Raw genomic sequence first — 16,885 nt, 5'->3', positions numbered from 1 at the left:
GCTCCTTGCAGGATCGGTGTGAATGAAGGGACGGGACCAAAGCGGGTTGTGTGCGCTGTGGAATGAAGGTTAGGGACAACCCTTGAATGCGCCCATACGTCAATTAACGTAGGGCTGCGTACGCACCCCGGTGCATGCACTGCAAATACACCTGCACATGGACCTGCCCATGGCAATGCATGCCCGTGCAACGCCCCAACGCGGTGCGCGCCTAGAACGCTTCTTGCTTTGTGCTGGGCATGGCCTCACCACATGCACCCGATGCCCAGAGCGCACCACAAACGATTTTTCGTTTCCGGCGCGAGTACAACGCCTGGGTGGCCGACGAGACCATGGAGGACTACGCGCTGCGCTACACGCCCAAGAGCTTTCGGCGCTGGAGCGAATTCCGCGTGGCGAACACGGCGTTTGGTTCGCTGTCGTTCCTTGCGCTGGAGGCCATTGGTGGGGCGATTGCGCTGAACTACGGCTTCAGCAATGCCATGTGGGCCATCCTCACCGTGGGTCTGCTGATCTTTCTGACGGGCCTGCCCATTGCCTACTACGCAGCGCGCTATGGGCTGGACATGGACCTGCTCACGCGGGGCGCAGGTTTTGGCTACCTGGGCTCCACCATCACGTCGCTGATCTACGCGGTGTTCACCTTCATCTTCTTTGCGCTGGAGGCGGCCATCATGGCGCTGGCGCTGCAGATGGTGGTGGAGTGGCCGCTGGAGTGGTGCTACATCGCGTCGTCGCTGGTGGTCCTGCCGCTGGCCATGCGTGGCATCACGCTTATATCGCGCCTGCAGGCCTGGACGCAGCCGCTGTGGCTGTTCTTGCTGCTGCTGCCCTTTGTGTGGATTGCGCTGGCCCAGCCCCAGCTGTACCGCGACTTTGCGGGACTGTCGGGCCTCAAGAGCGGCAGCAGCCAGTTCGACCCGCTCATGTTTGGTGCAGCCGCGGCGGTGATCTTTTCACTGGTGGTGCAGATTGGCGAGCAAGTGGACTTTTTGCGCTTTCTGCCCGAGCGCACTGCCGCCAACCGCCTGCGCTGGTGGGGCGCGGTGCTGGTGGCGGGGCCGGGCTGGGTGGTGATGGGCATGCTCAAGATGGCGGGTGGGGCCTTTCTGGCGTTTGCCGCGCTGCAGTTCGAGGTGGGCGCCCAGCGCGCGGCCGAGCCCACGCAGATGTTCCTCGCAGGCTTTCACCAGGTCATGCAGGCGCTGGGCCTGCCGGGCCTGGCGGTGGCCGTGACGGTGGTGTTTGTGGTGGTCTCTCAGATCAAGATCAATCTCACCAACGCCTACGCGGGCTCGCTGGCGTGGTCCAACTTTTTTGCGCGCGTGACCCGCAGCCACCCCGGGCGCGTGGTGTGGCTGGTGTTCAACGTGTTGATTGCCACCTTGCTGATGACGCTCGGGGTGTTTGGCGCGCTGGAGAAAGTGCTGGCTGTGTACAGCAACGTGGCCATTGCCTGGGTGGGAGCGCTGGTGGCCGACCTCGTCATCAACAAGCCTCTGGGTCTGTCGCCCAAAGGCATCGAGTTTCGGCGCGCGCACCTGTATGACTTCAACCCCGTGGGCCTGGGCGCCATGGTGCTGGCGGCCACGGTGGCCTGCTGCGCCTATGCAGGGCTGCTGGGCGAAGAAGCGGCCGCGTTTTCGCCCTTCATTGCGCTGGTGCTGTCGATGGCGCTGGCGCCGCTGCTGGCCTGGCTGACGCAGGGCCGCTACTACCTGGCGCGCGCTCCGGGCAACGAGTGGCGGCGCGGCGAGATCGTGCGCTGCGCCGTGTGCGAGAACCAGTTCGAATCCGAAGACATGGCGCGCTGTCCGGCCTATGCCGCGCCCATCTGCTCGCTGTGCTGCTCGCTCGAATCGCGCTGCCACGACCGCTGCAAGACCGGCTCGCGCGCCGCCGACCAGTTGCGCAGCGTGGTGGAAGCCTTGCTGCCGCAGCGCTGGGCCATCAAGGTGAACTTTCGCCTGGGGCAGTACCTGATGGTGATGGTGTCGCTGTGCGCGGTGATGGCGTTTCTGGTGGGCGTGGTGTATGTGCAGGAAAGCCTGCAAGCGCCGGTGCCCGGGCAAATGCTGCAGATGCCGTTTCTCAAGGTGTTTGCGCTGCTGGCGCTGCTGGCCGCCGTGTGCGCGTGGTGGGTGGTGCTGAGCACCGACAGCCGGCGCATGGCGCAGGACGAGTCGGAACGGCAGACGCAGCTGCTGCTGCAGGAAATCGAAGCCCACAAGCGCACCGACGCCGAACTGCAGGCGGCCAAGGACCAGGCCGAGTCAGCCAACCAGGCCAAGACGCGCTACGTGGCAGGCATGACGCACGAGCTGCGTTCGCCGCTCAACAGCATCCTGGGCTACACGCAGATCCTGCTCAAGAACCCGCACACCGAGGGCTGGATGCGCGAGACGTTGTCGACCATGCAGCACAGCGGCCAGCACATGCATGCGCTCATCGATGGATCGCTGGAGCTGGCGCGCATCGAGGCGGGGCGCTTGCGGCTGGACATGGCCCCGCTGCCGCTGCCCGAGCTGATCGAGAACATCGAAGCCATGCTGCGCCCGCAGGCTGAGGCCAAGGGCCTGCACTTTGTGGTGGAGACGCTGGGCACCATGCCAGGCTGGATACGGGCCGACGCCAAGCGGCTGCGGCAGATTCTGATCAACCTGCTGTCCAACGCCGTGCGGTTTACCGAGCGCGGCGAGGTGCGGCTGCGCATGGACTTTCGCCAGCATGTCTCGCGCATCGAAGTGATCGACACCGGCATCGGCATCGAGCCGCAAGACCTGGAGCGCATCTTTGTGCCGTTTGAACGCGGCAGCGCCGGGCGCCGCGCCAGCGAGGCGGGCACGGGCCTGGGCCTGACCATCACGCACCTGCTTGCCGAACTGATGGGTGGCCAGCTCACGCTGACCAGCACCCCGGGCCAGGGCAGCACCTTCACCGTGCGGCTGTACCTGCCCAGCATTGCGGTAGACCCGGCCTGGACCACGCCCAGCCGGGCCACGCTGCGCCCCGTGATCGGCTACCTGGCGCCCCGGCGCACGCTGCTGGTGGTGGACGACCAGCCCCTGCAACGGCAACTTCTGGCCGGCTTGCTGGTGCCCCTGGGCTTTGACGTGCGCGAGGCCGCCAGCGGGCGCGAATGCATCGAGATCGTGCGCCAGACACCGCCCGACCTGGTGCTGCTCGATATCACCATGGACGACCTGGACGGCTGGCAGACCGCCGCCCTGCTGCGCGAGTTGCGGCCTGCGTCCGAGCTGCCCATCGTGTTCGTGTCGGCCAATCTTTTCGAGCACGAGGCCTCACGATTGGCGGCGCAGCAGTGCCAGGCTTTTGTGGGCAAGCCGGTGATCGAATCCGAACTGCTGCAGGCGCTGGAGCAAGCGCTGCAGCTCGAATGGGTGCGCGACAACACGCCGCTTGCGCCCAGCCCCGAGCCCGCCGCGGGCCCCGCCAACCCGAACGACACCCCGGCCACGTTGCCCGACGAACTGCGCGAAGACCTGACCCGGCTGGCGCGGTCTGGCCAGGCCGCCGCGCTGCGCGAGCGGCTGCGGCGCGCACGCGGCGACCTGCCCGGCCATGCCGCCACGCTGGCGCTGCTGCAGGCCAGTGCCGACCGCTTCGACTTTGAAACCCTGGCCCACCACCTGCGCGAGCCCGAAGAGGGAACCCTATGAACGACGAATCCCATCCAGACCAGCAGGTCAGCCAGCGCGTGATCCTGGTGGTGGACGACGCGCTCGACACCCTGCGCATGCTGTGTGACGCCCTGGCCGCCGAGGGCTACGCCGTGCTGGCCGCGCGCGACGCCGAAGAAGCCCTGCAGCGCTTTGACCTGACCGTGCCCGACGGCGTGCTGCTGGACGCCGTGATGCCCGGCATGGACGGCTTTGCGCTGTGCCGCCGGTTGAAAGCCACGCCGCCCTGGTCGCACGTGCCGGTGGTGTTCATGACGGGCTTGTCGGACACCGAGCAGATCCTGCGGGGCTTTGCCAGTGGCGGGGTGGACTATGTGGTCAAGCCCCTGCGCATCCCGGAGGTGCTGGCCCGTCTGGCCACCCATGTGCGCAACGCCCAGGCCACGCGGCTGGCGCGCGAGGCGGTCGACGTCGCCGGGCTGGGCGTGGTGGTGCTGGACGGCCAGGGCCGCGTGGCCTGGCGCTCCCCGCAGGCATTGCGCTGGCTGGAGGCTGCATTTGCCGCCGACCCCGCCCCCGCAGATGCCGCCGCCGCCTGGCTGGTGCGCGCGCAAGCCACCGGCGACCAGACCCTGGCGCTGGCCGACGGCCGCCAGTTGCTGGCCCGCCATCTGGGCGCGAGCGGTCTGGCCGAGTCGATGCTGCTGCTCAGCCGCACCACGCCCGAGGCCACCGCCCCGCGCCACCTGCAGCAGGTCGCGCTGACCCCACGCGAAACCGAGGTGCTGTCCTGGCTGAGCAAGGGCAAGACCAACCGCGACATCGCCGACATCCTGGGCATGAGCCCGCGCACGGTGAACAAACACCTGGAGCACATTTTTGAAAAGCTGGGGGTGGAGACACGCACCGCCGCAGCCGCCATTGCGGGGCAGTTGTTACAGGTTTGAGCTGGTAATTTGGCCCAAATTGGCCTCTAGCGCTTATCCATCAATTGCAATCAGCTATAACATTAATAGCAATTTGCAATCTCAAGCAGACACTGGCTCCATGGCCGACGCCGGAAGGCCGAACAGGTGGTCGAACACCCAGTTGAAAACAAAGGTGTAGCAAAGGAAGAACACGATCAGCCCCAGGTCCATCACAAACGCGTGCCACAGGGTGATGTCAAACCACCAGGCAAACAGCGGCACGAGGGTGAAGACCAGCCCGCCTTCAAAACCGATGGCATGCGCCACGCGCCGCGCCACGCTGCGACCGCGCACGGGCTGGCGAGCCTCCCAGCGCTCAAACGCCCAGTTGAAGACGATGTTCCAGACGATGGCAATCACCGAGGCTGCCACGGCCACCACGCTCGAATGGCCCGCACCCTGGCCCGAGAGCAAGGCCAGCCCGGCCGTGGCCGCCGCGATGGCGATCAGCTCGTACAGGCTCACATAGATCAGTCGGCGCTTGAGGCCCTGCAGGCCGAAAAGGGTGGGTTGCTTGTCCATGGGGGCGACTTTATGTGCCTGCAGCTGATATATAAAGTCAGCTTATTTCAGTTTGTTTGATAGATCACACCCATGGCCTTCTCTTCAGACAGCGTGCAGGTGTTCCTGGCAGCACTGGACCACGGCTCTTTTTCTGCGGCGGCGCGGGCTCTGTCGCGGGTGCCGTCGGCCGTGAGCATGACCATTGCCCACCTGGAAGCCGAGCTGGATGTGCAGCTGTTTGACCGCAGCGGTCGCGAGCCCAGGCCCACCGCCGCCGCACGCGCGCTGGAACCGCAGGCCCGGTTGCTCGCCGGGCAGCTGCAGCAGCTCAACGCCCAGGCGCTGGCGCTGACGCAGGGGCTGGAAGAGCGGCTGACGCTGGCCATCGCGCCCGAGCTGCTGGCCGCCCGCTGGACAGGCCCCCTGGCCACGCTGGCGTCGGAATACCCGCTGCTGCAGGTGGAGGTGCTGACCGCCCCGCAGGTGGATGCGCTGGCCCTGCTGCACAGCGGCCGCGCACAGCTGGCGCTGGTGTTCGAGCGGCCCAGCATCGACGGGCGCGAGGGTTTTCAGGAGGTGGGCACCGAAACCCTGGTGGCGGTGATGGCGCCGGACCATGCGGTATTGCAGGGCGCGCGCGCCTCGGCCCTGGCCCGGGGCGAGCCGCCCGAGCGCGCCATGCTGCGCGAAGAACACCTGACCACCACGCGCCAGATCGTGGTGGCCAGCCGTGACCTGGGGCAAACCGACCCACGTTTTGTGTTTGCCCGCCACCACTGGCGCACCGACAACCACCTGGCCGCGCTGGGCATGATCGAAGCAGGCCTGGGCTGGGGCTGGCAGCCCCGGGCGTTGGTGCAGCCGCGCATCGAGGCGGGGCGGCTGGTGGAGATGCCGTTTGAGAACCTGAGCAACGGCACCGCACTGTGGGTGGATGTGGTGTGGTCCAAGGAACGGCCGTTGGGCCTGGGCGCGGCGCGGTTTGTGGCGCTGATGGGCACGGCGGCCAAGGCAGCACCCCGCTGAGCGCTCCTGCAAGGCAGGCGCTGCCCGCCCCCATGCGCACCCAGAAGGCAAGGGAGCGTTGCCGCAAAAGCAAATGCGAATTGTTTGCATTTGCATGGATAATGGCGGCCTTTCATTTGCACCCCGCCCGTGCCCCGTTCAACGCGACCTCTCTCCCGTGCGGCGGTTTGCACGGCGCGCGGGAGCTAGCCCCGCCGTTTTCTCTCTACCGATCTGCACCATGCATCCCTCGATTCCCCGGCCCGCCCGGCCGACTGCTACGGCCCGCGCCACCCTGGCGCTGTTCGCCTTTACAGCCAGCGCCGCCATGGCCCAGACGGCACCCCCTGTTTCATCGGCTCTACCGACCGACACCGTCCCCACCAGCCCCGCGCTGTCGGAAGTGCAGGTGCGTGACAGCAGCGCCACCACCGGCTACCAGGGCGCGCAGCGCAACACCGCAGCCACACGCACCGACACGCCGCTGATCGAAACCCCGCAGTCCGTGCGCGTGGTGCCCCAGCAGCTGATGGAAGACCTGGGCGCCACGCGCCTGGCCGACACCGTGGACTATGTGAGCGGCATCACCCGCCTGAACGACTTTGGCGGCACCTGGGACAACTATGCGATCCGTGGCTTCAGCAACACAGACGGCGGCCAGCTGCTCAACGGCTTTGCCTCGAACCGGGGCTATGGCCCACAGCGCGACGTGAGCTCGGTCGAGCACATTGAATTTCTCAAAGGCCCGGCGGCCGCGTTGTATGGCAGCAGCGAGCCGGGCGGCACGCTCAACATCGTCACCAAAAAGCCGCAGTACACTCCCGCGCACAAGGCGGGTGTGCAGGTGGGCGGGCATGGCTACCGCCGTGCCACGCTCGACACCACCGGCCCGCTGGGCACGGACGTTGCCTACCGCCTGAACGTGGCGGCCGAGGACGGCGCGAGCCGTACCGCGCTGGTGGACAACCGCAAGATGGTGGTGGCCCCGTCCCTCACCTGGAACCTGGGCGCCAACACCGTGTTGAACTACGAGGCGGAGTTCATCCGCATCCGCACCCCGCTGGACCGGGGCATCGTGCAGGTGCGGGGCAACGTGGGCGCGCTGCCGTCCGACCGCTACCTGGGCGACCCCAGCCGCGAGAACCTGCATGTCAACGGCGACACACACCAGGTGACGCTGGACCACGACCTGGGCCAGGGCTGGCGAACCCGCGTGGGTGCGTCGTACCGCGAGACGGACCTGTATGGCGCCGCCGTGGACCTGACCGGCACCCTGGCCGCCGACGGCCGTACCCTGACGCGCCGCGATAGCTGGCGCAGCCTGCCAGCGCGCGATGCATCGCTGCAGGGCGAAGTCGAAGGCAAGCTGCAAGCGGGCGGCTTCAGCCACACCGTGCTGGCTGGTGTGGAGACCTGGCGGCTCACTGCGGCGCAGGACATCCGCTACTCCAGCCTGGCCAGCCAGCCGTTTGCCATCGACATCTACAACCCGGTCTACAACCAGCCCGTGGGCAACCTCACGCCGGGTTTTGACCTGATGGACCGCACCCGCGCCACGGGCGTATTTGTGCAGGACCAGATCGATCTGAGCGCAAAGTGGAAGCTGCTGGCCGGCGTGCGCTTTGACCGCTTTCACCAGGACAGCGAAAACCGCTTGGCCACCACCCGCCAGGAGCAGGCGCATTCGGCCACCACGCCGCGCATCGGGCTGACCTACCTGATCAACCCCAACACCTCGGTCTATGCCTCGGCCGGACGCTCGTTCCGCCCCAACGCAGGCACGGATGAAAGCGGCAAGGCGTTCGACCCGCAAAAGGGCCAAGCCCTGGAACTGGGCGCCAAGTGGCAGTCGGCCGACCAGCGCCTGAACGCGAGCGTGGCGCTGTTCGATATCCGCAAGACCAATGTGCTCACGCGCAGCCCCACCAACGCCAACTTCAGCATTGCGGCGGGCGAGGTGCAAAGCCGGGGCCTGGAGCTGGATGTGGCCGGGCAGATCGACACCCACTGGCGCATGACAGCCAACATGGCCTACACCGACACCGAGGTGACCCGCGACAACAACCCCGCACTGCTGGGCAAGCGCCTGCTGAATGTGCCGCGCGTGAGCGCCGGGCTGTTTGCCATCCGCGAAGACCAGGCGCCCTGGGGCGGCCGCTACGGCATCGGCGGCGGCCTGGTGCATGTGGGCGAGCGCACAGGCACCGCCACCGACACCTACCGCCTGCCTGCCTACACCACGGCGCGCATCACCGGCTACTGGCAGGTGGACAAGCGCACGCGCCTGACGCTGGATGTGCACAACCTGTTCGACAAGGCGTACTACACGGCCTCGTGGGGCGCACTCACCGTGATCCCGGGCCTGGGGCGCCAGGTGGTGGCGGGGGTGCAGGTGGTTTTTTGAGCCAAATAGGACTCTAGCGCTTATTTATCAAGCGCCAATAGCTATAAATTTAATAGCAATCAACTGCTGCACGACAAGGAAAACCTCTGCTTTCACCATCCTCCGGCACCCAGAGGCGGTCTGCCCAGCCACCGTCTACCGCCAATTGGCGCACCGCTGCGCGCGTGGTGGGGCAATGGTCCAGCGCCTGCAGGTGGTTCACCACCAGCGTGCCGTGGGCCAGCTGCGCGGCTTCGGCCATGTCGGCGGCATCCATGAGGATTTCTGCCCCCACATCGAACCGGGCCCCGCCCGCAGGCAACACCGACACCGTAGGCTGAAGGCGCGCCAGGCAGTCGCGCACCGTGGAAGTGAGCATGGTATCGCCCGCCAGGTAGACGCTGGGCTCGCCCGGCAGCTCCAGCAGGTAGCCGTGGCCGTGCTCCATGAAGCGGCCCACCCAGCCGGTACCGTGCACACACGGGATCGGCGTGACATGGCCGCCCAGCGCCCACGGCTGGCGCGCGGGCCCCGCCAGCGGCCACACCAGCAGGCCGCGCTGCGCCAGGTAGTCGGCATCGCGTGGCATGCAGATCACCGGAATCTGCCGTTCGCGCAGAAAGCGCTTGCCAGCGCGGTCCAGGTGGTCGAAATGGCCGCGTTGGCAGTGCGTGATGAGGGCGTGGGTCACACGCTCCAGCAGCGCATCGGTGCCCCCGGGCAGCTCCACAATGGGATTGCGCTGGCGGCCCGTGCCCAGATAGCGCAGCGCGGGCAGGCTGCCCCGGGGGGCGAGCATGGGGTCCACCAGCAGGCCCACGGGGCGTCCCTGGGATTGGAATTCAAGAAGGACGGTGGCGTTGCGCAATTGGGTGATCTGCATGGTGTGGGCTCCGAAGCCAGTGGGTATGCAGTGGATTGTTGGGAATCGAACGCCCGGCGAGAATGGCCTGGTTTGACAATTTCTTTCCATTTCTAGCCAAACTACCCTGCCACCATGCGCCGTACCACCGCACCACCTGCACCACCCTTGCGCCTGGCACTGTTGCTGTACCCCGGTTGCATGCCCGCAGGCCTCTTTGCCACCGCCGACCTGGCCCGCGCCGCCAACCTGCGCGCGCAGCGGCCGGTGATCACCACCTGCTGGGCCGGTGCAGACCTGCAGCCTGTGCCCACCTGGCAAGGCCCCGCCCTCACGCCCAGCGTCAGCCTGGTGCAGGCCGAGGTGGACGCGGTGCTGGTGCCAGGCCTGTGGCTGTCTTCGCCCGACGGACTGCAGGCGCCGCAGCAGCAACAGCACATCGCGCCCGCCATCGCGGCACTGCGCGCCCTGCCCCGCCGCACCCAGGTGTGGAGCTATTGCGCGGGCGTAGCGCTGGCTGCGGCCAGCGGCCGGATGCGCGGGCGCGGCGCCACGGCCACCTGGTGGCTGCGGGCCCCGCTGCAACAGCAGTTTGGCGCGGTGCACTGGCGCTTTGACGAACCTTTGGTGGAAGACGGCCCCATCACCACCGCGGCAGGCGCCAACGGCTACCTGCCGCTGATGCTGCACGCGCTGGCAACGCGGCTGGACGCTGAAGCCCTGGCAGATCTGCAGTCGCTGCTGATGCTGCCCCGCCCGCGCACCACCCACCCGGCGTTTGCCGGGCACGACCTCATGGCAGTGGCCGACGCCGAACTGCGGCGCGCGATGCTCTGGGTGCAGCGTTGCCCCGCCACCGCACTGCGCCTGCCCGCACTGGCCGAGGCGCTGGGCCTGTCGCCCCGCACGCTGGCGCGGCGGGTGCAGGCGCACACGGGGCTTTCTGCCGCGCACTGGATGCGGCGCATCAAGCTGCGGCAGGTGAGCGAGGCCCTGTGCGACACACCCCTGCCGCTCAAGCGCATTGCCGAGGACCTGGGGTTTGCCAGCGAGGCGGGCCTGCACCGCGCTTTTCAGCAGGCCACGGGGCAGACGCCGCTGGCCTACCGCATGGCGCACGGGTGAAGGCGCAGGGGGGTGCAGCCAGCGCACGGGATCGTTCACAAGGAGAATGCCGCCGAGCGCAAAGTTTGCGATCATGCACCCGCTCCCTCTGCATCAACCCTCAGCACCACGACAGGACGAACACCCATGCCTGCTTCCACCTACACCGCTACCTGCCACTGCGGCGCCGTCGAAGTCGAGGCCACGCTGGACCTGGCCCAGCCCACCTACCGCTGCAACTGCAGCATCTGCCGCCGCACGCGCTTCTGGCCTGCCGTGGCACTGCCCGGGGGCTTTCGCATCACCCGGGGCGAAGGCGACCTCACGCGATACACCTTCGGCACCCACAAGAACCACCACTACTTCTGCCGCCACTGCGGCGTGCGCGTGTTCGGCCACGGCACCGACACACCGATGGGCGAGATGTACGGCGTGAACGTGGGCTGTATCAATGGCCTGACCGACGAAGACCTTTCGCGCCTGGCCATCGTGCGGGTGGACGGGCTGCACGACCAGTGGCAGCAGGCACCTGCGCACAGCGGGTATCTTTGAGGGCCCCGCAGTGTTCCAATAGCGCCACTGCCGCTGCCCTGCCTGGAGTCTCCATGCCTTTTCCGCTTGATCCGAGCAAGTCCTCTTTGATGCAGCGCCTGCTGCCCTGGCAGCCTGCGCCTGCAGAGCCTGCGACCGACGAACGGCGCCGCGAGCCCCCCCGGCACACCGTGTCGCTGGAAGACTTCGATCCCGGCGCCAAACCCTTCTCGCTGGGCGACAAGGCCCAGGACAAGGCAGCCGTCGAAGACCTGGCGGTGGAACTGGACGGGCTGCAGAACCTGTTCTACGCCGACAAGCGCTACAAGCTGCTCGTGGTGCTGCAAGGTACCGACACCTCGGGCAAGGACGGCACCATCCGTGGCGTGTTTGGCCGCATGAGCGCCCTGGGCGTACACGCCGTGGGCTGGAAGGCCCCCACCGAAACCGAGCGCGCACACGACTACCTCTGGCGCATCCACCAGCAGGTGCCGCAGGCGGGCGACATCACCGTGTTCAACCGCAGCCACTACGAGGACGTGCTGGTGCCCGTGGTCAACGGCTGGATCACGCCTGAGCAGCACCAGCAGCGTCTGGCGCACATCAACGACTTTGAACGCATGCTCAGCGAGACGGGCACCATCGTGCTCAAGTTTCTGCTGCACATCGGGTTTGACGAGCAGCGCGAGCGGCTGCAAGAGCGCCTGGATGACCCGGCCAAACACTGGAAGTTCAGCATGGGCGACATTGAAGTGCGCAAGCAGTGGGCGCAGTACCAAGATGCCTATGGCACCCTGCTGGCTGCCACCCACACGCCCTGGGCGCCCTGGACCATCGTGCCCGCCAACTCCAAGACGCACCGCAACCTGATGATCGCCACGGTGCTGCGCGAGGTGCTGCAGAAGCTGGACCTCCGCTACCCGGCTGGCGACCCCGCGCTGGCCGGCTTCACGGTGAAATGACCGCTCGTGCGGCACTGCAGCACGCTGCCTTCTCGGCGTTTTCACTGGCCACATTTTTGTTGCAGTGCCGCATTGGGCGGTGTTTTCCCGTGGTTATGCATTAATTGCATAACACCAAAACACTACGGCCTTAGACAGCGTGCAGCGGCAGGCATAAGCTTCGCAGCCTGAACTGATCCCACAAGGAATTCACCATGTCGCAACCCGTCGGCGCCCCTGCCGCACAATCCCACCCCCTGCCCTCGTATCTGCAGGCCGACCACCTCGGCCCCTGGGGCAACTACCTGCAGCAGGTAGACCGCGTCACCCCCTACCTGGGCAGCCTGGCGCGTTGGGTGGAAACCCTCAAGCGTCCCAAGCGCATCCTGATCGTGGACGTGCCGATCGAGCTGGACAACGGCACCATCGCCCACTACGAAGGCTACCGCGTGCAGCACAACCTGAGCCGGGGACCCGGCAAGGGCGGCGTGCGTTTTCACCAGGACGTGACGCTGTCGGAAGTGATGGCCTTGTCGGCCTGGATGTCGGTGAAGAACGCTGCGGTGAACGTGCCCTACGGCGGCGCCAAGGGCGGTATCCGCGTGGACCCCAAGAAGCTCTCGATGGGTGAACTGGAGCGCCTGACGCGCCGCTACACCAGCGAGATCGGCCTGCTGATCGGCCCCTCCAAAGACATCCCCGCACCCGACGTGAACACCAACGGCCAGATCATGGCCTGGATGATGGACACGTATTCGATGAACACCGGCGCCACCGCCACCGGTGTGGTGACCGGCAAGCCCGTGGACCTGGGCGGCTCGCTGGGCCGCGTCGAGGCCACCGGCCGCGGCGTGTACACCGTGGGCGTGGAAGCCGCCAAGCTGACCGGCCTGGCGCTGGAAGGTGCCCGCATCGCAGTTCAAGGCTTTGGCAACGTGGGCGGCATTGCGGCCAAGCTGTTCGCCGAAGCAGGCGCCAAGGTGGTGGCTGTGCAAGATCACACCGGCACCATCTTCAACAGCAAGGGCCTCGATGTGCCCGCGCTGCTGGCGCATGTGAAGACCCGTGGCGGCGTGGGCGGCTTTGCCGGCGCCGATGTGATGAAGGCCGAGGAGTTCTGGGGTGTGGATTGCGAGATCCTGATCCCTGCTGCGCTGGAAGGCCAGATCACCAAGGACAACGCAGGCCAGATCAAGGCCAAGCTCGTGATTGAAGGCGCCAACGGCCCCACGACCACCGAGGCCGATGACATCCTGCACGACAAGGGCGTGCTGGTGCTGCCCGACGTGATCGCCAACGCGGGCGGCGTGACGGTGAGCTACTTTGAATGGGTGCAGGATTTTTCCAGTTTCTTCTGGAGCGAAGACGAGATCAACGCCCGCCTGGTGCGCATCATGCAGGAGGCCTTTGCGGGCATCTGGCAAGTGGCGCAAGAGCACAAGGTGAGCCTGCGCACCGCCACCTTCATCGTGGCCTGCCAGCGCATTCTCCATGCGCGCGAAATGCGCGGACTGTATCCGTAAGCCCCCCTGAGCGGCTGCGCCGCTTCCCCCGAGGGGGACGCACCCGGTGGCCTGGCGGAGCCAGTTCCACGGGTGCACTGGTGTGAGGGCTGCGCGCCCCGCAAAGGCCACGCCCATCCAGGCGGCGAGTCCCTTTCAAAACCGCCAGCGCCGCGATCCGGTCCTGGCGGTTTTTTTGCTTTTCTCCGTGTTGGCACACATTCGCTGTGGCGCTGTGGCGCCGCAGCGACGATGCCGGGATGCCGTGTGCCGTTGGCTGGTCCAAACCGACCGCACAGCCACGCCAGCAACAACAAGATACGTGTACATACAAATTGTGGCGGCTTGCAACCTGCGTACATGAAAGACTGGCTGGCCATGCCTTCTGTCGGAGACTTCCGTGGCCTTTCCATCCCTGCGCAGCCTGGTGGTGCGCTTTCTGCTCAGCCGCCTGCGCACTGCGCGGTCGGTGGCACGCCTGGCCTACCGCCGCCATGCCCACAAACCCGCGCTCATCGACCGGCGTGGCACCCTCACCTACGCACAGCTGCAAGAGCGCGTGCAGCGGCTGCAGGCCTGGATGCAGGCGCAGGGCGTGAAGAAGGGCGACGTTGTGTTCACCCTGCTGCCCGAGACCGGTGAACAGTACGAAGCCCGGCTCGCCACGTTCGAGAACGGCACCATCTTCGCGAGCTTTCACAAACACCTGCCGGCCGATGCGGCGCTGGCCACCATGGTCCGCGTCCGGCCGGCGGTGCTCATCCACGACCCGCTGCTTAGCGCGCCCATCCTCCAGGCCGTGCGCGAACAACTGCCAGGGATACACCTGCTGGCGCTGGGCGAAGACTACGAGCAGGCACTGGCGCAGCATGCGCCTGCCCCCGGCACGGCCGCGCTGCACGAAGACGATATCTTTGCGCTGCACATGACCTCGGGCACCACGGGGCTGCCCAAGTCCATCGGCTACAGCAACCGCAAGTACCTCGACAGCGTGCGGCTGATCTCCAAGTCCATCGATTTCCGCCCCCCCGCCAGCCGCCAGGATGTGAACATGCTGGGCCTGCCCCTCACCGGCCCTGGCTCGGGCCTGGTGCTGCCCACCCTGCTGGCGGGCGCCACGCTCGTGATGCCCGAAGACTTCAGCGCCACCACGCTGGCCGCGTTGATCCAGAAGCACCGCGTCTCGCGCGCCTTTCTGTCGCCCTCGGCCATCATCGACCTGCTCGACGAGCCCACGCTGGGCCAGTACGACCTCTCGTCCCTTACGCATGTGCCCTATGGCTCCGAGATGATGCCGGCGCCCAAGATTGCCGAGGCCATCCGCCGTTTCGGGCCGATCTTCCAGCAAGGTTATGGCTGCCTGGAGGCGCTGCCGCCCATCACCTGGCTGCTGCCTCACCAGCATGTGGACGCGCAGGGCCAGCCACTGGGCAATGACATCCTCTCCACCGTGGGCCGGGTGATGCCCGGGGTGCAGGTGGTCATCCGCGACGAACAGTTTGCGCCCCTGCCGTTGGGCCAGATGGGTCTCATCACCGTGTTGACGCCGGTGCGTTTTGACGGCTATTGGCTCGACCCCGAAAAAACCCAGGAGACGCTGCGCGACGGCTGGGTGGTGATGGGCGATGTGGGCTATTTCGACGCGGCTGGCTACCTGCATGTGCTGGGCCGCAGCGCCGACCGCGTATTGCGCCACGGACAGTGGCTCAACCCCCGCGAGGTGGAAGAGGTGGCGCACACCCACCCCGCCGTCAAGGAGGCCTGCCTGGTACAGCACGGTGCCCGTGCTGTGCTGGTGCTGAGCCTGCGCCAGAGCTGGCGCACCGGGCATGACTGGCAAGCGCTGGAGCACGACATTGCCCAGTATCTGGCACACAAGCTGCCCGCCGACCACCAGCCGGACGATGTACGCATCGTCGAAGAGATCCCGCGCAGCTTCCTCAACAAGATGCTGCGCCGCGAGGTGCGCCTGATGCTGGAGGCCGCCCCGCCCCGCGTGGCCCATGCTCCCACCACGGGGAGCCCGACGGCGTCTCTTTCGGCCGCGCATCCATGACGGGCCCCGCCACCCGGCTCTCGCTGGGCACCAAGCTGGGCTATGCCACCGGCAATGTCGGCCTGCAGATGCAGATTGCCGCCATGAACTTCATGCTCATGATCTTCTACACCGACGTGGCCCTGGTGGCGCCTGCCGTGGCCGGCGCGGCGCTGCTGGTGGGCAAGGTGTGGGACACCATCAACGACCCGCTGTTTGGCTGGATGACCGACCGCACCCGCACCCGCTCGCGCCTTGGCCGCCACCGGGTCTATCTGATCTATGGTGCGGCTCCGCTCGCCATCGCTGCAGCAGCGGTGTGGATGGTGCCCCCGGGCCTCAGCCCGTGGGCCGCGTTCCTGTGGATCGCCCTGACCTACACCGTGTTCGACACGCTCATGACCCTTGTGCAGCTGCCCTACCAGGCCATGGCTGCCAACATGACCCGCGACTACGACGAGCGCACCAGCCTCACGGCCTATGCATCGATGGGCGCCCTGCTGGGCTTTTTTGCGGGCAGCGTTTTCATGCCCGTGCTGGTGCGCGCAGCCCCGGACGCCCGCACGGGCTATGCGCTGGCGGGCTCGTGTTTCGGGCTGGTCGCGGGCGTAGCCATCGCCGTGGTGGCCTGGCGCGTGCGCGAACCGGCAGAAAGTGTGGCGGAACAGGCGGTGCGGCCTGTGGATGCCGATACCCCCGCAATGTGGGAGTCGGTGCGCGAGACCTTGCGGACCACGCTGCACAACCGCCCCTTCCTGATGCTGATGGGCGCTGCAACGCTGGTGCGCCTAGGCCTCACGCTCGTGCAGGCCTCGCTCGCGTATTTCGTGATCTACCAGCTGCAGGGCGACAAGGGCGACCTGCCGCGCTTCATGGGCACCCTGCTGGGCGTGGTGGGCCTCTCGTTGTTCATGTGGAAGCGCGTGGTGGACCGCTGGGAAAAGAACCTGGCCTACATCCTGGGCCTGGTGTTCTGCGCGGCCGGGCTGGTGGCGCTGTACTGGGTGGGCCCGGGTGACCAGCGCCTGGTCACCGCCATTTTGGTGGTGGTCGGTATCGGCATGGGAGCCCACTGGATCGTGCCTTTTGCCATGGTGCCCGACACCATCGACCACGGCCACATGCAAACGGGCGAACGCAAGACCGGCATGTACTACGGCCTGTACGGCCTGATGGACAAGCTGGCACGCACGCTGGCCACCGTGCTGGTGGCGGGCATGCTGGACGTAACGGGCTATGTGCCCAACGTGGCGCAGTCCGCCACGGCGCTGCAGGGCATCACGCTGATGACGGGCATCCTGCCGGCGGTGTGCCTGGTGCTGGCCATTCCGCTGCTGGTGGCCTATCCGATCACCCGTTCACGCCACGCAGACATACTGGAGCGCAGTGGCAGGCACTGAGCCCCGGCA

At 66.9% G+C, this 16,885-nt stretch carries 12 protein-coding genes; 10 read left to right on the top strand and 2 right to left on the bottom strand.

The genetic code is table 11. From position 1 onward, the window contains the following. Positions 1-239: 239 nt before the first annotated feature. Positions 240-3,680 carry a hybrid sensor histidine kinase/response regulator gene (locus ACT89O_RS01190; protein WP_487261606.1) on the top strand — a complete coding sequence of 1,147 codons (3,441 nt, stop codon included), beginning with the start codon at positions 240-242 and terminating at the stop codon, positions 3,678-3,680. Beyond that, on the top strand, positions 3,677-4,588 hold the full coding sequence (locus ACT89O_RS01185) for a response regulator (protein WP_487261605.1): 912 nt from the start codon (positions 3,677-3,679) through the stop codon (positions 4,586-4,588). Before ACT89O_RS01190 ends, ACT89O_RS01185 begins: the two co-directional genes overlap by 4 nt. Positions 4,589-4,669: 81 nt before the next feature. On the opposite strand, the gene ACT89O_RS01180 is transcribed toward ACT89O_RS01185, so the two are convergent. Then, complete coding sequence (locus ACT89O_RS01180; protein WP_431151499.1) at positions 4,670-5,131, bottom strand: PACE efflux transporter; 462 nt, start codon at positions 5,129-5,131, stop codon at positions 4,670-4,672. A gap of 72 nt (positions 5,132-5,203) precedes the next feature. Between ACT89O_RS01180 and ACT89O_RS01175 the strand changes: the two genes are divergently transcribed. Together ACT89O_RS01175 and ACT89O_RS01170 are read left to right on the top strand one after the other, a co-directional pair. After that, the gene (locus tag ACT89O_RS01175; RefSeq protein ID WP_487261604.1) at positions 5,204-6,139 is read left to right on the top strand and encodes a LysR family transcriptional regulator; all 936 of its coding nucleotides are present in this window, start codon (positions 5,204-5,206) and stop codon (positions 6,137-6,139) included. Positions 6,140-6,359: 220 nt separating this feature from the next. Beyond that, positions 6,360-8,522, top strand: coding sequence for a TonB-dependent siderophore receptor (locus tag ACT89O_RS01170; protein WP_487261603.1), 2,163 nt, complete (start codon positions 6,360-6,362; stop codon positions 8,520-8,522). A gap of 49 nt (positions 8,523-8,571) precedes the next feature. Here ACT89O_RS01170 and ACT89O_RS01165 read toward each other — a convergent pair whose 3' ends face one another. Beyond that, a complete protein-coding gene (locus tag ACT89O_RS01165) occupies positions 8,572-9,384 on the bottom strand; it encodes an MBL fold metallo-hydrolase (RefSeq protein WP_487261602.1) in 813 nt (270 codons plus the stop codon). Between the two features lie 114 nt (positions 9,385-9,498). Between ACT89O_RS01165 and ACT89O_RS01160 the strand changes: the two genes are divergently transcribed. The 6 genes from ACT89O_RS01160 (at position 9,499) to ACT89O_RS01135 (ending at position 16,876) form a co-directional block, all read left to right on the top strand. Beyond that, positions 9,499-10,488, top strand: a complete 990-nt coding sequence (locus ACT89O_RS01160) for a GlxA family transcriptional regulator (RefSeq protein ID WP_487261601.1) — start codon at positions 9,499-9,501, stop codon at positions 10,486-10,488. A gap of 126 nt (positions 10,489-10,614) precedes the next feature. Beyond that, positions 10,615-11,019, top strand: a complete 405-nt coding sequence (locus tag ACT89O_RS01155) for a GFA family protein (RefSeq protein WP_487261600.1) — start codon at positions 10,615-10,617, stop codon at positions 11,017-11,019. Between the two features lie 53 nt (positions 11,020-11,072). After that, the gene (locus tag ACT89O_RS01150) at positions 11,073-11,960 is read left to right on the top strand and encodes a PPK2 family polyphosphate kinase (protein WP_487261599.1); all 888 of its coding nucleotides are present in this window, start codon (positions 11,073-11,075) and stop codon (positions 11,958-11,960) included. 194 nt (positions 11,961-12,154) lie between these two features. Further along, positions 12,155-13,462: a Glu/Leu/Phe/Val family dehydrogenase gene (locus tag ACT89O_RS01145; protein ID WP_055398770.1), complete on the top strand. Its 1,308-nt coding sequence runs from the start codon at positions 12,155-12,157 to the stop codon at positions 13,460-13,462. Between the two features lie 379 nt (positions 13,463-13,841). Then, positions 13,842-15,497, top strand: a complete 1,656-nt coding sequence (locus tag ACT89O_RS01140; RefSeq protein ID WP_487261598.1) for a class I adenylate-forming enzyme family protein — start codon at positions 13,842-13,844, stop codon at positions 15,495-15,497. Then, positions 15,494-16,876 carry an MFS transporter gene (locus ACT89O_RS01135; RefSeq protein WP_487261597.1) on the top strand — a complete coding sequence of 461 codons (1,383 nt, stop codon included), beginning with the start codon at positions 15,494-15,496 and terminating at the stop codon, positions 16,874-16,876. The genes ACT89O_RS01140 and ACT89O_RS01135 overlap by 4 nt, the downstream gene beginning before the upstream one ends. Positions 16,877-16,885: the final 9 nt, after the last annotated feature.

It is taken from the genome of Acidovorax sp. NN32 (assembly GCF_057597245.1).
The sequence above is the reverse complement of the archived record's forward strand: the minus strand, read 5'-3'. Positions and strand labels throughout refer to the sequence as shown.